At 68.6% G+C, this 14,858-nt stretch carries 15 protein-coding genes; 2 read left to right on the top strand and 13 right to left on the bottom strand.

Translation table 11 applies throughout. The features are described from left to right. Positions 1–126 precede the first annotated feature (126 nt). Positions 127–516, bottom strand: coding sequence for a TraR/DksA family transcriptional regulator (locus AC51BJ_RS07105; protein ID WP_430432907.1), 390 nt, complete (start codon positions 514–516; stop codon positions 127–129). A 165-nt stretch (positions 517–681) separates the two neighbouring features. Between AC51BJ_RS07105 and AC51BJ_RS07100 the strand changes: the two genes are divergently transcribed. Continuing rightward, positions 682–2,148 carry an amidase gene (locus AC51BJ_RS07100; protein WP_496279759.1) on the top strand — a complete coding sequence of 489 codons (1,467 nt, stop codon included), beginning with the start codon at positions 682–684 and terminating at the stop codon, positions 2,146–2,148. Here AC51BJ_RS07100 and AC51BJ_RS07095 read toward each other — a convergent pair. The 4 genes from AC51BJ_RS07095 to AC51BJ_RS07080 all read right to left on the bottom strand — a co-directional run bounded on the left by AC51BJ_RS07095 (position 2,126) and on the right by AC51BJ_RS07080 (position 6,466). Further along, entirely contained in the window at positions 2,126–2,494 is a 369-nt protein-coding gene (locus AC51BJ_RS07095) for a c-type cytochrome (protein ID WP_430432909.1), read from the bottom strand. The two genes, AC51BJ_RS07100 and AC51BJ_RS07095, sit on opposite strands and share 23 nt — an antisense overlap. An 87-nt stretch (positions 2,495–2,581) precedes the next feature. Further along, a complete protein-coding gene (locus tag AC51BJ_RS07090) occupies positions 2,582–4,567 on the bottom strand; it encodes a pyrroloquinoline quinone-dependent dehydrogenase (RefSeq protein WP_232419727.1) in 1,986 nt (661 codons plus the stop codon). A 352-nt stretch (positions 4,568–4,919) separates the two neighbouring features. Continuing rightward, positions 4,920–6,269, bottom strand: coding sequence for a PQQ-dependent sugar dehydrogenase (locus tag AC51BJ_RS07085; RefSeq protein ID WP_496279758.1), 1,350 nt, complete (start codon positions 6,267–6,269; stop codon positions 4,920–4,922). Between the two features lie 38 nt (positions 6,270–6,307). Beyond that, positions 6,308–6,466 carry a DUF3309 family protein gene (locus tag AC51BJ_RS07080; protein WP_296809097.1) on the bottom strand — a complete coding sequence of 53 codons (159 nt, stop codon included), beginning with the start codon at positions 6,464–6,466 and terminating at the stop codon, positions 6,308–6,310. 362 nt (positions 6,467–6,828) lie between these two features. Here AC51BJ_RS07080 and AC51BJ_RS07075 point away from each other — a divergent pair, with 362 nt between their 5' ends. After that, positions 6,829–8,913, top strand: a complete 2,085-nt coding sequence (locus AC51BJ_RS07075) for a catalase (RefSeq protein ID WP_496279757.1) — start codon at positions 6,829–6,831, stop codon at positions 8,911–8,913. A gap of 21 nt (positions 8,914–8,934) precedes the next feature. Here AC51BJ_RS07075 and AC51BJ_RS07070 read toward each other — a convergent pair whose 3' ends face one another. From AC51BJ_RS07070 to narJ, 8 genes are all read right to left on the bottom strand, one after another. Beyond that, positions 8,935–9,333, bottom strand: a complete 399-nt coding sequence (locus AC51BJ_RS07070; RefSeq protein WP_430432913.1) for a hypothetical protein — start codon at positions 9,331–9,333, stop codon at positions 8,935–8,937. 14 nt (positions 9,334–9,347) lie between these two features. After that, positions 9,348–10,043 (bottom strand): carbonic anhydrase, encoded by a 696-nt coding sequence (locus AC51BJ_RS07065; RefSeq protein WP_496279756.1) that lies wholly within the window; start codon positions 10,041–10,043, stop codon positions 9,348–9,350. 16 nt (positions 10,044–10,059) lie between these two features. Continuing rightward, positions 10,060–10,500 (bottom strand): ubiquinone anaerobic biosynthesis accessory factor UbiT, encoded by a 441-nt coding sequence (gene ubiT, locus AC51BJ_RS07060; RefSeq protein ID WP_430432915.1) that lies wholly within the window; start codon positions 10,498–10,500, stop codon positions 10,060–10,062. Next, a complete protein-coding gene (locus tag AC51BJ_RS07055; protein ID WP_496279755.1) occupies positions 10,497–11,426 on the bottom strand; it encodes a U32 family peptidase in 930 nt (309 codons plus the stop codon). Before AC51BJ_RS07055 ends, ubiT begins: the two co-directional genes overlap by 4 nt. Before the next feature lie 16 nt (positions 11,427–11,442). Beyond that, positions 11,443–12,480 (bottom strand): ubiquinone anaerobic biosynthesis protein UbiU, encoded by a 1,038-nt coding sequence (gene ubiU, locus AC51BJ_RS07050; protein ID WP_496279754.1) that lies wholly within the window; start codon positions 12,478–12,480, stop codon positions 11,443–11,445. Between the two features lie 106 nt (positions 12,481–12,586). Next, the gene (locus tag AC51BJ_RS07045; RefSeq protein ID WP_496279753.1) at positions 12,587–13,369 is read right to left on the bottom strand and encodes a peptidylprolyl isomerase; all 783 of its coding nucleotides are present in this window, start codon (positions 13,367–13,369) and stop codon (positions 12,587–12,589) included. Between the two features lie 65 nt (positions 13,370–13,434). Then, positions 13,435–14,172 carry a respiratory nitrate reductase subunit gamma gene (gene narI / locus AC51BJ_RS07040; protein WP_430432919.1) on the bottom strand — a complete coding sequence of 246 codons (738 nt, stop codon included), beginning with the start codon at positions 14,170–14,172 and terminating at the stop codon, positions 13,435–13,437. Then, positions 14,169–14,858 carry a nitrate reductase molybdenum cofactor assembly chaperone gene (narJ, locus tag AC51BJ_RS07035; protein ID WP_496279752.1) on the bottom strand — a complete coding sequence of 230 codons (690 nt, stop codon included), beginning with the start codon at positions 14,856–14,858 and terminating at the stop codon, positions 14,169–14,171. Before narJ ends, narI begins: the two co-directional genes overlap by 4 nt.

Below are 14,858 nucleotides of genomic sequence, written 5' to 3'. Positions count from 1 at the left end.
GGGGTTCTGTGGGAGGGGTCTTCTGACCCCGACAGCAGCCCGGATTGAAGCCGGCGAACGGCGGCGGCCTTTTACCAGTCACGATCGCCCCACGCGGGACGGCCGTCATCCGTCAGAGCTCGCGCCTCAGAGGCTGGCCGCGTGCGGGCGCCCCCGTTCGCGGGCACCCTGACAGCCGACGCACAGCGCAGCCTGTGGTTCGGCCTGCAGCCGGGCGAGCGGAATGTCGGTGCCGCATTCGGCGCAAAGGCCGTAGCGACCGTCGGCCAGACGTTGAAGCGCGGCGTCGAGCGCGGCCAGTTCGACCGTTTCGAGATCGGTCATCGCCAGATCGATCTCACGGTCGGCGCTGCGCTGTGGCGCGTCGTCGCCGTCTTGCAGCAGCACGTCGCGCGCGTGTTCGGCCCGTGTGCGACCGGCAAGCTGTGCCTGGATGTGGGCGGTGAGCGCGTCGTGACGCGCGCGCAGACGGCGTTCCAGCTGTTCGCGGTCGGCCTGGGTGAGCGGGGTGTTCATCGTGTCGTCCTCCTTGTACTCATGCTGTCACCGGCGCGTGCGAGCGGCGTTGATCGGTGTCAATGGTGCCGGTCGCATCGTCCTGAACGACGGCCGACGACCATTCCGGATTCATCGATCCGGATGCGCTATCGTCACGCCGTCCGAGCCATTCCGTCTCCTGCCATGACCGACTCCGCACTCGACGTCGCTGCCCGCATCGCACGCGGCGACAGCACGGCCGTCGATGAGCTGGAGGTCTGCCTGGCGCGCATTCGGCAGCACAACGCCGACATCAATGCGGTGGTCACACTGGACGAGGCCGGCGCATACGCCGCTGCGCGCGCCGCCGATGCGCGGCGTGCGGCAGGTGGCGAGCTGCCGCCGCTGCTGGGCGTGCCGATGACGGTGAAGGATGCATTCGAGACCGCCGGCCTGCGCACCACCGCCAGCCATCCGCCGCTGGCGCACTACGTGCCCGCGACCGACGCGACCGTCGTCGCGCGGCTGAAGGCGGCCGGCGCAGTGCTGGTCGGCAAGACCAATCTGCCGGAACTGGCGGCTACGCCGCAGTGCTGGAGCCCTCTGTTCGGCCCCACGCGCAATCCATGGGACCTGGCGCTCACGCCGGGCGGCAGTTCCGGTGGCAGCGCGGCCGCCGTGGCGATGGGCTTTTCGTACACCGATCCGGGCAGCGACATCGGCGGCTCGATCCGCATACCGGCTGCCTGCTGCGGCGTGGCCGGGCTGAAGGCGACCGAGAACCGGATTCCGCGCAGTGGCCACATTCCGCATCTGCCGGGCGGCCGGCGCAGCGTGCGCCACCTGCTGTCCTTCGGTGCGCTGGCGCCGGCGGTGGCCGACCTGCAGACCGCGCTGGCGGTGCTGGCCGGTCCGGACGGGCTCGATGTCGAAGTGCCGCGCGTGCCGTTCCAGCCGGCGCCGCCGCTGACCGGGCCGATGCGCATTGCGTGGTGGGACGAGTTCGGCGGCCTGCCGCTGTGCCGCCGCACGCGTGCTTTGCTGGCGCGCACGGTGGCGGCGCTGGAGGCCGCGGGCTGCGTCGTCGAGCGGCGCTGCCCGGAAGGTTTCGACGTGATCAAGGCCTGGCAGGCCTACGGCTGGATCGCCGGCACCGAGATCGGGCTCGGCATGCCGGCGCTGGCGCGTCGGCTGATCGCCGTGATGGGCCGCTTCGTGACGCGCGACCAGCCGATCGCGCACGCCTTCGTACAGGGGCTGGCGCTGGACGCGCAGCGTTACAGCCGCGCGCTGAACACCCGCGACCGCATGGTGCGCGCGCTCGAACACTTCCTCGACAGTTGGGACACCTGGCTGTGCCCGGTGGCCTGCACGGTCGCCCACCCGCAGACGGAGCTCGTGTGGTGGCGCCGTCCGCCCGATATCGAGGTCGACGCTGCGCCATGGCCATTTGTCGAAGCGGCCATCGGCATGGTGACGCCGTTCTCGCTGACCGGAAGCCCGGTGGTTGTGTTGCCGGCCGGCGTCGAGGACGGCCTGCCGGTGGGCTTCCAGTTCGTCGGCCGCCGCTGGCAGGACGAAGCGCTGCTGGCGACGTGCGCCGATATCGAGCGGGTGCTCGGCGCGCGTCCGGTGCCGCCGCGGGCGCTTACCACCGACCGATGGACTTGATGTAGGCCACCAGTTCCCAGATCTCTTCCTGCGTGAACACCTCGCCCCAGGGCGGCATCGGCGTCGCGCCCTTGCCGCCGTCGCGGATGGTGTTGAACACGTATTCCGCTTCCAGTCCCTCACGCTCGATGAACAGAGCCGGCTTGTGGCCGTGGCAGTAGTCGGCGCAGGTCGACTGGAAGCGACCCTGGCCGGCCTTGATGCGGGCCGGGTCGGCGAGGTCGAAGGGGGCGGGGCCGGCGGGTGCGGCGCCTTCCGCTGCCTTGTCCGGCAGCACGGCGTTGAAGGCCATCGCCGAAGCCATGCAGCTCATCAGGGCTGCGAAGGTGAGTTTCCGTATATCCATTGATCCGTTCCGGGGAGTGCGTGTAGTTGATGACCGTGCCGCGCGTCGGCGCGACACGGTCCGGACGCAGGCTTGCCGCGTCCTGCCTCAATCGACCTGGACGGCCACCAGCTCGGCCGGCAGGCCGGCGCCACCGATCGGCACCACGACGTACTGCTTGCCGCCGGCGCGATAGGTCATCAGCGCGCCGAAGGCGGCACCCGGCAGCTTCACTTCGCCGAGCACGTCACCGGTGCGCGCGTCGTGCGCGTACAGGAAAGGTTCCTTCTCTTCCGCGGTCGCCTGCGTGATCAGCGCGTTGCCGCGCGACGACAGGCCGATCACTGAGTTCGTACCTTCCGGTGCGAGGAAGAGCACGTCGTCGGTCAGCGCGATGAAGCTTTCGCGCGGCACGCCGACGCGGTCCAGCTTCAGGTCCTTGATCGCCGGGTGATCGACCGGGCCCTTGCCGGCCGGCACGCGCCACAGGTGCTTGCCGGTGTTCATGTCGATCGCGGTGACGGTGGAGAAGGGGGGCTTGAACAGCGGCAGACCTTGCGGACCGCCGACGCCGGCCCAGGTGCCGGTGTAGTCGTACACGCCCTCGTTCTCCTTCTTCAGCTTGATGCCGAAGGGGATGGTGAAGGACGGCACGTACAGCACATTGGTCTTCGGGTTGTGCGCGGCACCGGCCCAGCTGGCGCCACCCAGCACGCCTGGCACCTGCAGCGTGCCGGCCTTGTCGATGGTCGGCGGCGTGTACAGCGGGCCGTAGTTGTAGCGCGACAGGATCTTCTTCGCCTCCTCCTTCAGCTGCGGCGTCAGGTCGATCAGGTCGTCCTCGGTGACGCCCTGCTGCACGAAGGGCGCGGGCAGGCTGGGGAAAGGTTGCGTGAGCGAGGACCGTTCGCCCGGTACGGTGGATTGCGGTACCGGCTTCTCGGTGATCGGCCACACCGGTGCGCCGGTGCTGCGGTCAAAGGTGAACACGAAGCCCTGCTTGGTCACCTGCGCCAGCGCCTTCACCTTCTTGCCGTTGACCGTCAGGTCCATCAGGTTGGGTGCGGTCGGCAGGTCGTAGTCCCACAGGCCGTGATGGACGATCTGCTGGTACCAGGCGATCTTGCCGGTCTTGGCGTTGAGCGCCACCACCGACTCGCCGAACAGGCCGTTGCCCTTGCGGTGGCCGCCGTAGAAGTCATTGGTCGGCGTCGAGAAGGGCAGGTAGACCAGACCCAGTTCCTCGTCGCAGCTCGGGCGCGCCCACATATTGGCCGAGCCGGTGGTTTTCCACGAACCGTCTTCCCAGGTTTCGTTGCCCGGCTGGCCTTCCTGCGGCGGCTGTTCGAAATGCCACACGCGCTTGCCGCTGCGAATGTCAAAAGCCTGGATGTCGCCCGGCGGATGGTTCTTCATCGGCGCGCGGCCGACGGCGAAGGAATCGAGCACGGCCAGGCTGGGCACGATGGTGTTGCCGCAGACGATGGGCGGCGAAGTGAGGGCAACCAGCGAGCGGTCGACGAAGCGGCGCAAGCCCTTGGTCATGTCGATCCGACCCTTGTCGCCCCACGATTCGATCGGCTTGCCGGTCTTCGCATTCAGCGCGATCAGGTAGCCGTCGCCGGTGCCGACCAGGATGCGCTTGTCCTCACCGTTCGCCCAGTAGGACAGGCCGCGGCTGATGAAGCCCAGATTGGGCGGCGTGCCTTCGATATACGCCTTGGGGTCGTAGGTCCACAAGGTCTTGCCGGTCTTGCCGTCGATCGCCGACACCATCGCCATCGGCGAGCTGGAGTACAGCACGCCGTCGATGGCCAGCGGCGTCGACTGGTTCACCCAGGTGCGCAGTTCGGCGTTGTCCTGCCAGATCTTGTTGTCCGGCATGGCCCAGCGCCATGCCACCTTCATCGACTTCACGCTCTGCGCGTTCACCTTGCCGCCGGCCAGATAGCGCGAGCCGGCCTTGTCGCCGTTGTACTCGGTCCAGTTGCCGTCGCCCGCAGCGGCCATCGCCAGCGGGGCGGCGCCGAGCATGATGGACAGCCACAATGTCTTCCTGGCTGCGCGGGGAAAAGCGCCCGCGGAATTCAGCATCGCCATGTTTCCTCTCTCCAATCGAGTTCGTTGTGTTCGTCTGTGGAACGCAACGGCGGTCTGCCGCTGCGTGCCAGGACGACGCAAGATCGGTGCCGATGGAAATCCGGGAAATGCGCCCGGCATGATCCGGGACAATCGCCGGCGGGATACGGGTGTACCGGTTTTTGCGGCCGGAACAGAGACGGGTGTCTCGTGCGGGCGTGCGACGTCTCAGCGATCGACGGAGCGCGATCGCGGCGGAAGGAGTGAGGAAGAGTGAGGACGAGAGGGGGCGGACACGGCGGCGAATCGAACTCGCCGCCGCCGCTCAGCCCCGGTCAGTGCCGCGGCTGGCGCTTCGACAAGATGTTCAGTTGTCTGCCGGAGAGGCGGGTGCTGGCGCGCCGCTCGCGTCGTTCGCAGCGCTGATGCGCCATATCGTATTGCCGACGTCGTCGGCCACCAGCAGGCCACCCTTGCGGTCGATGGCCACGCCGACCGGTCGCCCGTACGCGTCGCCGTCGCCGCTGAGGAAGCCGGTGAGTACGTCGATCGGCTCGCCTGCCGGACGGTCGCCTTCGAACGGCACGAAGATCACCTTGTAGCCGCTGTGCGGCTTGCGGTTCCACGAACCGTGCTGACCGATGAACATGCCTTGCGCGAACGCGCTGCCGAGTGCGTTGCCGGCCGACCAGGCAAGGCCGAGCGAGGCGGTGTGCGGGCCAAGGGCGTAGTCGGGCACGCGCGACGTGGCAACCCGTTCCGGCTTCTGCGCTTCGACGCGCCGGTCCACGTGCTGACCGTAATAGCTGTAGGGCCAGCCATAGAAGGCGCCTTCGTCGACTGCCGTCAGATAGTCAGGCACCAGATCGCTGCCTATCTCGTCGCGCTCATTGACCACCGTCCACAAGGTGCGCCCCGTGCTGTCCCAGGCCATGCCGTTGGGGTTTCTGAGACCGGTCGCGAACAGACGCTTGTCGCCGCTGGCGACATCGACCTCCCAGATCGCGGCGCGACCTTCCTCGGCCTCGATGCCGTTCTCGGCCACATTGCTGTTCGAGCCGACGGTGACGTAGAGCTTGCTGCCGTCGGGGCTGGCGATCAGGTTCTTCGTCCAGTGATGGTTCAGCGTGCCGCCCGGCAGGTCGGTCACCCGTTCTCCGCCATCGGTGATTTCGAGCGCGCCGGTCCGGTAAGGAAAGCGGACGACGGCGTCGGTGTTCGCCACGTAGAGCCGGTCGCCGACCAGCGCCATGCCGAACGGGGAGTTCAGCCGCTGGAGCAGGACCGAACGCACGTCGGCCGTGCCGTCGCCGTCGGTATCGCGCAGCAGGGTGATGCGGTTGGCGCTGGGCACCCCGGCGCCGGCCCGCTTCATCACCATCCCGGTCACCCAGCCCTTGATGCCCGTGCGGTCGTCCGGGCGCTCTGGCGCATTCGTTTCCGCCACCAGCACGTCGCCGTTCGGCAGTACGAGCAGCCAGCGCGGGTGGTCGAGGTCGCGCGCGAAGGCGGTCACCCGGGTGCCGGTTGCCGGCAGCGGCGCGCCGCCTTCGGGCCAGCCCTTGGCGGGCGCGATGTGCATGGTCGGCAGCAGCGTCGAACGAGGCGGTGGCAGTTGCGGGTGCGGCCCGCTGCCGGCCGAAACCGGCAGCTCGGCCACGTCGCCGCAGCCGGCCAGCGTCAGCAACAGGGCTGCGCTGGCCGACGCGCCGCGCATCCGTTGGTGCAGTCCGGGATACGCGAGGTGCAGGCACGTCATATCCGCCCCATCAACAGAAGGACGACCAGGATGACAACGACCAGGCCGACGCCGCCCACCGGTCCGTAGCCCCAGGCGCGGCTGTGCGGCCAGGTCGGAAGAACACCGATCAGGGCCAGGATGAGGATGATCAGAAGTATGGTTCCAAGGCTCATATCCGTTTCCTCGCTTTCGTGATTGCTGGATGAAGGGTCCGGAGACCGGCCGGATCCGGTGCCTGCTCGTTGCCGTGCAGTCGAGCTGTCACAGCAATCGCTGTTCCCGGCCCCACGGTGGCCGATGCCCGCAGCAGCCCGCAGGCCGCGCACATTCTTCAAGCGGATTGCCAGGAATTACCCGGAATGCGGGCAGCCAGCCCGCGCGCGGTGCGCGGGGTCGGGCACCGCGCTTGCAAGGCGTCCTCCTCTTCGCGCCACGCGACCCCTTCGTCCGGGGGCAGACGTAACGGGATGTGAAGGGCGCGCGGCGGCTGCGGCCGCCGTGCGGCATCGAACGATCAACACGGAGGACATCGCACATGAGCAGGCAGGCAAGGAACACGGATGGCACCGACGCGAACGCGGTCCCGCAAGCAGCGGGCGGCGAGCTTCACCAGACGGCGCAGGGCGATCAGCCGGCGCTGACCACCAATCAGGGTGTGCCCGTCTCCGACAACCAGAATTCGCTGCGCGCGCACACGCACGGGCCGACGCTGCTGGAGGATTTCGTTCTCCGCGAGAAGATCACCCACTTCGATCACGAGCGCATTCCCGAACGCATTGTGCATGCCCGTGGCTCGGCCGCGCACGGCTATTTCGAACTGACGCACTCGCTCGGCGAGTACACGACGGCGCAGGTGCTGACCGAGGTCGGCGCGCGCACGCCCGTCTTCTGCCGCTTTTCCACGGTGGCCGGCGGTGCCGGGTCGGTCGACACGCCGCGCGACGTGCGGGGCTTCGCCGTAAAGTTCTACACGCCTCAGGGCAACTGGGACCTGGTCGGCAACAACATTCCCGTGTTCTTCATCCAGGATGCGATGAAGTTTCCGGATCTGGTGCATGCCGTGAAGATGGAGCCCGACCGCGGTTTCCCGCAGGCGGCGACTGCGCACGACACCTTCTGGGACTACATTTCGCTGACGCCGGAATCCATGCACATGGTGATGTGGATCATGTCCGACCGCACGCTGCCGCGCTCGCTGCGCATGATCGAGGGCTTCGGCATCCACAGCTTCCGGCTGCTCAACGCCAACGGCGAGTCCACCTTCGTGAAGTTCCACTGGCGACCCAAGCTGGGTTTGCAATCCACGGTGTGGGACGAAACCGTGAAGATCGCCGGTGCCGACCCGGACTACCACCGGCGCGACCTGTTCGAGGCCATCAGCAACGGCGACTTCCCGGAGTGGGAGCTGGCGGTGCAGCTGTTCACCGAGGAACAGGCCGCCGATTTCCCGTTCGACCACCTCGACGCCACCAAGCTGATACCGGAGGAATGGGTGCCGCTGCAGGTGATCGGCCGCCTGGTGCTCGACCGCTGGCCCGACAACTTTTTCGCCGAAACCGAACAGGTCGCCTTCTGTCCGGCGAACATCTTGCCCGGCATCGACTTCTCGAACGATCCGCTGCTGCAGGGGCGGCTGTTCTCCTATCTCGACACCCAGCTGCTGCGGCTCGGCTCGTCAAACTTCCAGCAGATTCCGGTCAATGCGCCGAAGTGCCCGTTCGCCAACCAGCAGCGCGACGGCCACATGCAGATGCTGCAGCCGAAGGGGCGCGTCGCCTACGAACCCAGCTCACTGACACCGCCACCGGCGCGCGAGACGCCGGATGGCTTCCGCAGCGCGGCGGTCGCCGAGGAAGGCGGCAAGGGGCGCGTGCGCCCCGCGAGCTTTGCCGATCACTACAGCCAGGCTCGCCAGTTCTGGCGCAGCCAGACGGAATACGAACAGGCGCACATCGCGTCCGCGCTGGTGCTCGAACTGTCCAAGGTGGAACACCTGCACGTGCGGCAGGCGATGACAGGTCATCTGCGCAACATCGACGAGGCGCTGGCGCAGCGCGTGGCGAAGGGCCTGGCCCTCGATGCGCTGCCGGACGCTCCGTTGCCGGCCTGCCCGGTGCAGGACCTGCCGCCTTCGCCGCCGCTGCGCACCATAGGCAAGACACCGCCGACGCTCGCCGGCCGGGTCGTCGGAATACTGATCGCCGACGGTTCGGACCGCGTCACCGTCGATGTGCTCGTGGTCGCCCTGACCCAGGCCGGCGCGCGGGTGAAGATCGTTGCCCCGAAGGTCGGCGGCGCCTGCATGTCGGATGGCGCGATGCGGGCGGCGGACATGCAGCTTGCCGGCGCGCCGTCGGTGCTGTTCGACGCGGTGGCCGTGCTGCTGTCGGAAGAGGGGGCTGCGACGCTGCTGAACGAGTCGGCTGCCATCGATTTCGTGCGCGATGCCTTCGGCCATCTGAAGGCGCTGGCGCTCGACGCGGGCGGTGAGGTGCTGTTTCGCGCGGGCGGCCTTCAGGCCGACGCAGGCGTGGTTGCCGCCGACGATCCGGCGGCCTTCGTTGCGGCGGCCGGTACGCGGCAGTGGGCGCGCGAGGTGCAGGTGCGGATGCTGGCCTGAGGCGCGGGCCGCGCGCGTCGTTCAGTGATCGCGCCCGGCCCGCAGGTGGCGGAAGTGCGCCGGCGCGTGCGATACGACCGACGAGGCGATCAGCAGCAGCCAGAAGATGCCGGCGGCGAACTGCGGCAGCGTGATCATCGCGGCGACGCCGAGCAGTTTGAGCGGAATGAACAGCCCGGCCAGTTCGACTGCGTGGCGCGGCTTGCTCCACACCTCGATGCCATAGAGGCCGAGGCCGGTCGCCAGCATCAGCGCGGCCGCGCCGCGACGGTATTCGTCGTGGCCGGTCAGCAGTGCGCTGCCCACCAGCACGACGCCGACCAGATGCAGCGAGCGCAGCGCGACCAGCAGCCAGCGGCGGCCGGGAAAGTCGCGCCGGTTGCTCGGCGCGAAGTCGTGGGGCAGGTCGTGCGTGGGCATGGCGCGAGTATGACTCACCACGCATCCACCGGGCTGATGTCGTCGCTGGCGAAGGGCAGGAAAGGACCAGTGCCGCTGTGATCTGAACTCGATGCCGGCACGAAGGCGCCGACATGTACATCGAACACGTGCACCTCGCCGTCCTCGATCACGTAGTGCCAGCCGTGCAGCGCGAGCTGCCCGGCGTCGACCTGCCGACGCACCATCGGATAGTCCATCAGCCTTTCGAGCTGCAGCACGACGGCGCGCTGTTCGGTGCGGCGCAGCGCCTCATCGGTGAGCTGCACCGGCAGCACCGCCTCGCGCCCGAGGTCGAGCCAGGCGTTCAGATTCGGCGCGTCGGGACCGACGCCTTCGTACAGCGCACGCACACCGCCGCAATGGCTGTGGCCGCAGACGACGATGTGCGCGACCTTCAGGTTGAGTACTGCGTACTCGATCGCTGCAGCGGTGCCGTGGAAGCCGGCCAGTTCGCCGCGCTGCGTGCCGCCGTCGTAGGGCGGCACGAAGGCGCCGACGTTGCGCACGATGAACAGTTCGCCCGGACCGGTGCCGGTCAGCAGATAGGGCACCAGGCGCGAATCCGAACAGCCGATGAACAGGATGGTCGGGTGCTGGCCGTCGCGCACCAGATCCTGGAACTGTTCCTGCACGCCGGGAAAGGTGTGCTCGTGGAAGCGGCGCAGGCGGGCGAGCAGTTCGTCGGGCATGGCGGTGTCCTCTGGTTCAGGCGGGTCGGTGCAGCAGCGGGCCGATGGCGTCCAGCGTGTTCTTCAGCAGCAGGCCGTATTCGGTGTCGCCTTCCATCACCAGCGCGCGTTCGAAGAACAGGCGGTCGGCGTCGTCGTCGCCGCGCAGCAGGCGCAGATAGCTGGTGCTGTCAGCGGCGATGCGCAGCGCGACCGGGCCGTGATCGGGCGCGCTGCGGAAGCGGCCGTCGCGCAGCGCGAGGCGGCAGCGCAGACCGAAGTCGCGCACCTCGATCTCCACCGTGTGGTCGGCAAGTTCGAGCGCCGCGTCGGCCGGCAGGCGGGGGCGCAGCACGCGGTTCAGTGCCGCGGCGAGCAGCAGCGAGGGCGGTCGTATCGGCAGGCGGGCGATCAGCGTGCGCAATGCGGCGGGCGGCGGCGGCAGTGCCGGCAGCCTGATCGGGAACGAGGTGTTCATGCGGGCATCCTTTCCAGTCCGGGGCGGCGGTGGGCGTAACCATTGACCAGACCGCCGGGCAGGCTCAGCGCTTCGAGCGCCGCGGCGGCTTCAGCGGCGTCGGCCTGGCCGTTCCATGTGCGCTCGAACAGATCGACCACGGTGGCGAAGTCGCGCGAGGTGGGCGACAGCCGGGCGCGGCTGACGCCGGCGGCGCGCAGTGCCGGCGCGTCGGCGATCAGGCAGTGCTGCGCCGCCGACTGCGTCTGTATGCCATTCAAGGCGAGGAAGTGCTGCTGTTCAGTGGTGTCGAGCAGCAGGCCGTCCGGGTGTTCGATGCAGCGGAAACCGCACTGGTCCTTGCTGAGGTGGAAATGGCGCGCGGTGAAACAGCGTGCCGAGAAGGCCAGCGGCAGGCGGCCGAAGGCGAATACCTCGGTGGCGACCGGCGTGTCGTTCGCCGGTCCGCCGATCACCGGTGCGGCCGGCGGGTTGATCAGTGCCAGCGCGTCCAGCGCGAGTTCGACCGGTGCGACCCAGCGGATGGCGCCGAGTGCGGCGTGCTCGCGAAGCGCCGGCTGGCTGTAGACGTTGATGTGCGGGCCGAGCACGAAAGGCCGGCCGGCCAGTGCGCGCAGTGCCGAGGCGTCGCCGGCTTCGACCAGGAATTCGGTCTGGTCGGCCCAGCGGTGCAGTGCGCGCAGGTCGGCGGCCGATTCGAGCAATGCCTGGCTGGCCAGCACGACTTCCTTGCCGCAGGCGGCGAGGTCGCGCGCCAGTCCAAGCCAGTCGTCCGCCTTCATTTCGTGGCGGCGGCTGCACACGACTTCGCCGAGCACCACGGTGTCGGCGGGTGACTCGGCGACTTCGGCGTAGAAATCGAGCAGCGTGCGGCGCGGCCAGTAGTAAAGCACCGGGCTGACGGTCAGGGCGATGCGGGTGTTCATTGGTGTGTTCATCGGTTCACCGCCACGGCCGGTCGTAGGCGCCCAGCGTGTGCTGCTGGCCTTCGGCCCAGCGGCCGAGCGCGGCGGTCCATTGCGGCTGTACACCGAAGCGCGCCGGCTGCGTGGCGCAGTCGTCGATGGCGGCACGCCAGACGCGGGTGACCTGTTCGACATAGGCCGGGCTGCGCTGGCGCCCCTCGATCTTGATCGCGGCAATGCCCATGTCCATCAGCTGCGGCAGCAGCGCCAGCGTGTTCAGGCTGGTCGGTTCTTCCAGCGCGTAATCGCGTGCGCCGTCGACCTCGAAGCGGCCCTTACACAGCGTCGGGTAGCCGCGCGGCTCGTCCGGCGCGTAGCGGTCGATCAGCACGCCATTGAGCCGGGCGGATACGCCGTCGGCGCCGTCCTCCCAGCGCACGGCCGACGGTGGCGAGCAGACACCGGCGGTGTTCGGCGACTGGCCCGTCGCGTAGGACGACAGCGCGCAGCGGCCCTCGACCATGACGCACAGGCTGCCGAAGCCGAACACCTCGATCTCGGCCGCGCTGTTGCGGCACACCTGTTCGACCTGCGGCAGCGTGAGCACGCGCGGAAGTACGGCGCGGCGGATGCCGTAGCGCTCGCGGTAGAACTCGATCGCTTCCCAGGTGGTGGCCGACGCCTGTACCGACAGATGCAGGCGCAGATCGGGGTGGTGATCGCGCGCGTAGGCGAGCACCGCGGTGTCGGCGCAGATCAGCGCGTCGATGCCGAGCCCGGCCGCGGCATCGACCGCGGCGAACCAGCGCTCGGGCGCACGCGCGTCGGCGAAGGTGTTGAGCGCCATCAGCACTTCGCGACCGCGGCTGCGGGCGTAGGCGATGCCGTCGCGCGCCTGCGCGAGGTCGAAGTTCAGACCGGCGAAATTGCGTGCGTTGGTGGCGTCCTTCAGGCCCATGTAGACGGCGTCGGCGCCGGCATCGATGGCCAGCGTCAGCGCGCGCAGCGAGCCGGCCGGGCAGACCAGGGCGGGTTTTCGGGGGAGCGTTGCGTGGGCGGTGCGGGATGTTTGCATGTCGGAAAGGTCCGGAACTGCGGGCGCCGCCCAGTGTGGGCATCGCGCGCGGCGCCGTGTTGATCCGGGTCAGACCGGTTGCACACGGCGCCGCGCGCGATTCAAGTCACTGCACCAGCGGCGTGTCGGCGATGTCCATGTCGACGCCTTCGAGCACGGCCTGGCCGGCCAGCAGCGCGACGTACTGGCGCAGCGCGGTGGCGAAGCTCTGCTGGCGCAGCGAGGCGGCGACGGTGCCGCGCACTTCCTCGAAGGGCTGCACGGTGCCGGCCTCGCGCTCCTGCACGTCGATCACGTGGAAGCCGAAGCGGCTGTGCACCAGGCGCGGCAGCACGCCGATGTCGTGCTGGCCGAAGATGGCGCGGGCGAATTCCGGCACCACCTCCTCCGGCGCCAGCCAGCCGAGGTCGCCGCCGCGTTCGCTGCTCGGGCAGTTCGAGTTCTGCCGGGCGGCGTCGGGGAAGGGGTCTTCGCCGTCGGCGTGCGCACGTACGTCGATCAGCACCGCTTCGGCGCGCCCGCGCAGTGCATTGACGTCCACGCCGGGCGTCACCGCGAACAGGATGTGGCGCATGCGTGCGCGCTGGCCGACCGTATAGCGGCCGAGGTGGGCGCTGTAATGGCGGCGGCAGGCTTCTTCGGACGGCTCGGGCACCTGCACCGCCTGACCGATCAGCGTGTCGATGGCGGTGGCGGCCTCTTCCGAAATCAGGCCGTCGGCCGATTGTTCGTCGCTGGCCGCAAGCAGGCCGGCCTTCTGGGCTGCCTGGCGCAGCAGTTCGGTGCAGGCGCGGTTGCGCAGTTCGTCCGGCGTAACGTCCTCGTCAGCGCCGTTGATCGCGATGCCGTTGACGCGGGCGATGCCGCGGCTGTCTTGCGTGGACTGCATGGTGTCTCCTCGATCCTTTTATGAATGGATGCGCCGCGCAGCCGCGACGCATCCTTCACATCATCTCAGACACCGGCGCCCGGCTGGCGCGGCTGATTGTGTCCGGCCGGCAGGTTGAGCCGACGTGCGCGCACCACCTGGTAGGGGCGGAGCACGTACAGTACCGAGGCGAAACCGCTCCACACGTGGACCAGACGGGTGAAGGGGAAGATCAGGAAGAGGGTCATGCCGAGGAACATGTGGGTCTTGAACACCCAGCCGGCTTCGGCCAGCAGTTCCGGCGCGCCGGCGCGGAAGGTGACGATGCGCTGCGCCCATTCTGCGAGCAGCAGCATCATGCTGCCGTCCAGGTGCTGTGCCGACAGCGGGATGGTGGCCAGACCGAGCAGCAACTGCACCCACAGCAGCACGGCGATGACGATGTCGCTGGTCTTCGACGTCGCGCGGATGCGCGGCTCGGTCAGCCGGCGGTGCAGCAGGATGGTCAGGCCGATGAAGCCGAGCAGGCCGGCGATGCCGCCGGTCACCATTGCGACCAGCTGCTTGGCGCCGGCGCCGATGAAGTGCTCATAGACGGCGTGCGGCGTCAGCATGCCGAAGAAGTGCCCGAAGAACAGGAAGAGCACACCGATGTGGAACAGGTTGCTGCCCAGCCTGAGCTGGCCGCGGCGCAGCAGCTGCGACGAATCGCTCTTCCACGTGTACTGGTCGCGGTCGAAGCGCAGCAGGCTGCCGATGAAGAACACGGCGAGGCAGATGTAGGGGTAGTAACCGAACAGCAGGTTGTCGAGCCAGGAAGTCATGGTTGTACTCCTTGAGTGGCGGAGGACTTGCGGACGAGGTGTATGGGTTGCGCGGCCCCGGGTTTGGCCTGGCCGTGCGAGGAGCAGCCGTCGAAGGCGAGCGGTTCGGCCCAGCTGTCGTCGAGCGTCTCGTCCGGCTGGATCTTCACCGCATGGGCACGCTCACCGGCCAATTCGATCAGTGCGCCGACCACGCTGGCGTAGCGGCTTTCGCGCTTGACCAGTGCCGTGAACAACGCATTCAGGATGTGCGTCATTTCGCCGAGGAATGCGCGCGCCTCCTTCGGCGGCTGGGTCGAGGCGAATTCGAGCACCACCGGCAGGTAGTCCGGCAGTTCGCCCGGCGACAGGAAGAGGCCGGCCTTCTCGTAGGTCTGCGCCAGATCGATCATCGCCGGCCCGCGGTCGCGCGAATCGCCATGCACGTGTTCGAACAGGTGCAGCGAAGTCGAGCGACCACGGTCGAACAGTTCGACGTAGGCGGCTTCGGTGTCCAGCGGGGCCTGCTGCTGCAGTGCTTCGATCAGCGCCTCCAGTTCCGCCAGACGGCCCGCCGACAGCGCGGCCTCGTCGTGCAGTGCGGTGGCGATCGACGGCAGCATGCCGCGCAGGCTTGCGTCCGGGTAGCCGATCAGCAGCGCGCAGGCGCGCAGCGTGTGGGTCATCTTCTTGGGTGTCGTAAACAT

The sequence above is a fragment of the Methyloversatilis sp. S146-33 genome, assembly GCF_059552495.1.
Note: the sequence above shows the minus strand (reverse complement) of the source record. Positions and strands in the feature narration are given on the sequence as shown.

What these genes read in the sequence shown, in the direction of transcription:
- AC51BJ_RS07105 (WP_430432907.1), bottom strand. Translation starts at nt 516, where the DNA reads ATGAACACCCCGCTCACCCAGGCCGACCGCGAACAGCTGGAACGCCGT.
- AC51BJ_RS07100 (WP_496279759.1), top strand. Translation starts at nt 682, where the DNA reads ATGACCGACTCCGCACTCGACGTCGCTGCCCGCATCGCACGCGGCGAC.
- AC51BJ_RS07095 (WP_430432909.1), bottom strand. Translation starts at nt 2,494, where the DNA reads ATGGATATACGGAAACTCACCTTCGCAGCCCTGATGAGCTGCATGGCT.
- AC51BJ_RS07090 (WP_232419727.1), bottom strand. Translation starts at nt 4,567, where the DNA reads ATGCTGAATTCCGCGGGCGCTTTTCCCCGCGCAGCCAGGAAGACATTG.
- AC51BJ_RS07085 (WP_496279758.1), bottom strand. Translation starts at nt 6,269, where the DNA reads ATGCGCGGCGCGTCGGCCAGCGCAGCCCTGTTGCTGACGCTGGCCGGC.
- AC51BJ_RS07080 (WP_296809097.1), bottom strand. Translation starts at nt 6,466, where the DNA reads ATGAGCCTTGGAACCATACTTCTGATCATCCTCATCCTGGCCCTGATC.
- AC51BJ_RS07075 (WP_496279757.1), top strand. Translation starts at nt 6,829, where the DNA reads ATGAGCAGGCAGGCAAGGAACACGGATGGCACCGACGCGAACGCGGTC.
- AC51BJ_RS07070 (WP_430432913.1), bottom strand. Translation starts at nt 9,333, where the DNA reads ATGCCCACGCACGACCTGCCCCACGACTTCGCGCCGAGCAACCGGCGC.
- AC51BJ_RS07065 (WP_496279756.1), bottom strand. Translation starts at nt 10,043, where the DNA reads ATGCCCGACGAACTGCTCGCCCGCCTGCGCCGCTTCCACGAGCACACC.
- ubiT (WP_430432915.1), bottom strand. Translation starts at nt 10,500, where the DNA reads ATGAACACCTCGTTCCCGATCAGGCTGCCGGCACTGCCGCCGCCGCCC.
- AC51BJ_RS07055 (WP_496279755.1), bottom strand. Translation starts at nt 11,426, where the DNA reads ATGAACACCCGCATCGCCCTGACCGTCAGCCCGGTGCTTTACTACTGG.
- ubiU (WP_496279754.1), bottom strand. Translation starts at nt 12,480, where the DNA reads ATGCAAACATCCCGCACCGCCCACGCAACGCTCCCCCGAAAACCCGCC.
- AC51BJ_RS07045 (WP_496279753.1), bottom strand. Translation starts at nt 13,369, where the DNA reads ATGCAGTCCACGCAAGACAGCCGCGGCATCGCCCGCGTCAACGGCATC.
- narI (WP_430432919.1), bottom strand. Translation starts at nt 14,172, where the DNA reads ATGACTTCCTGGCTCGACAACCTGCTGTTCGGTTACTACCCCTACATC.
- narJ (WP_496279752.1), bottom strand. Translation starts at nt 14,858, where the DNA reads ATGTTTACGACACCCAAGAAGATGACCCACACGCTGCGCGCCTGCGCG.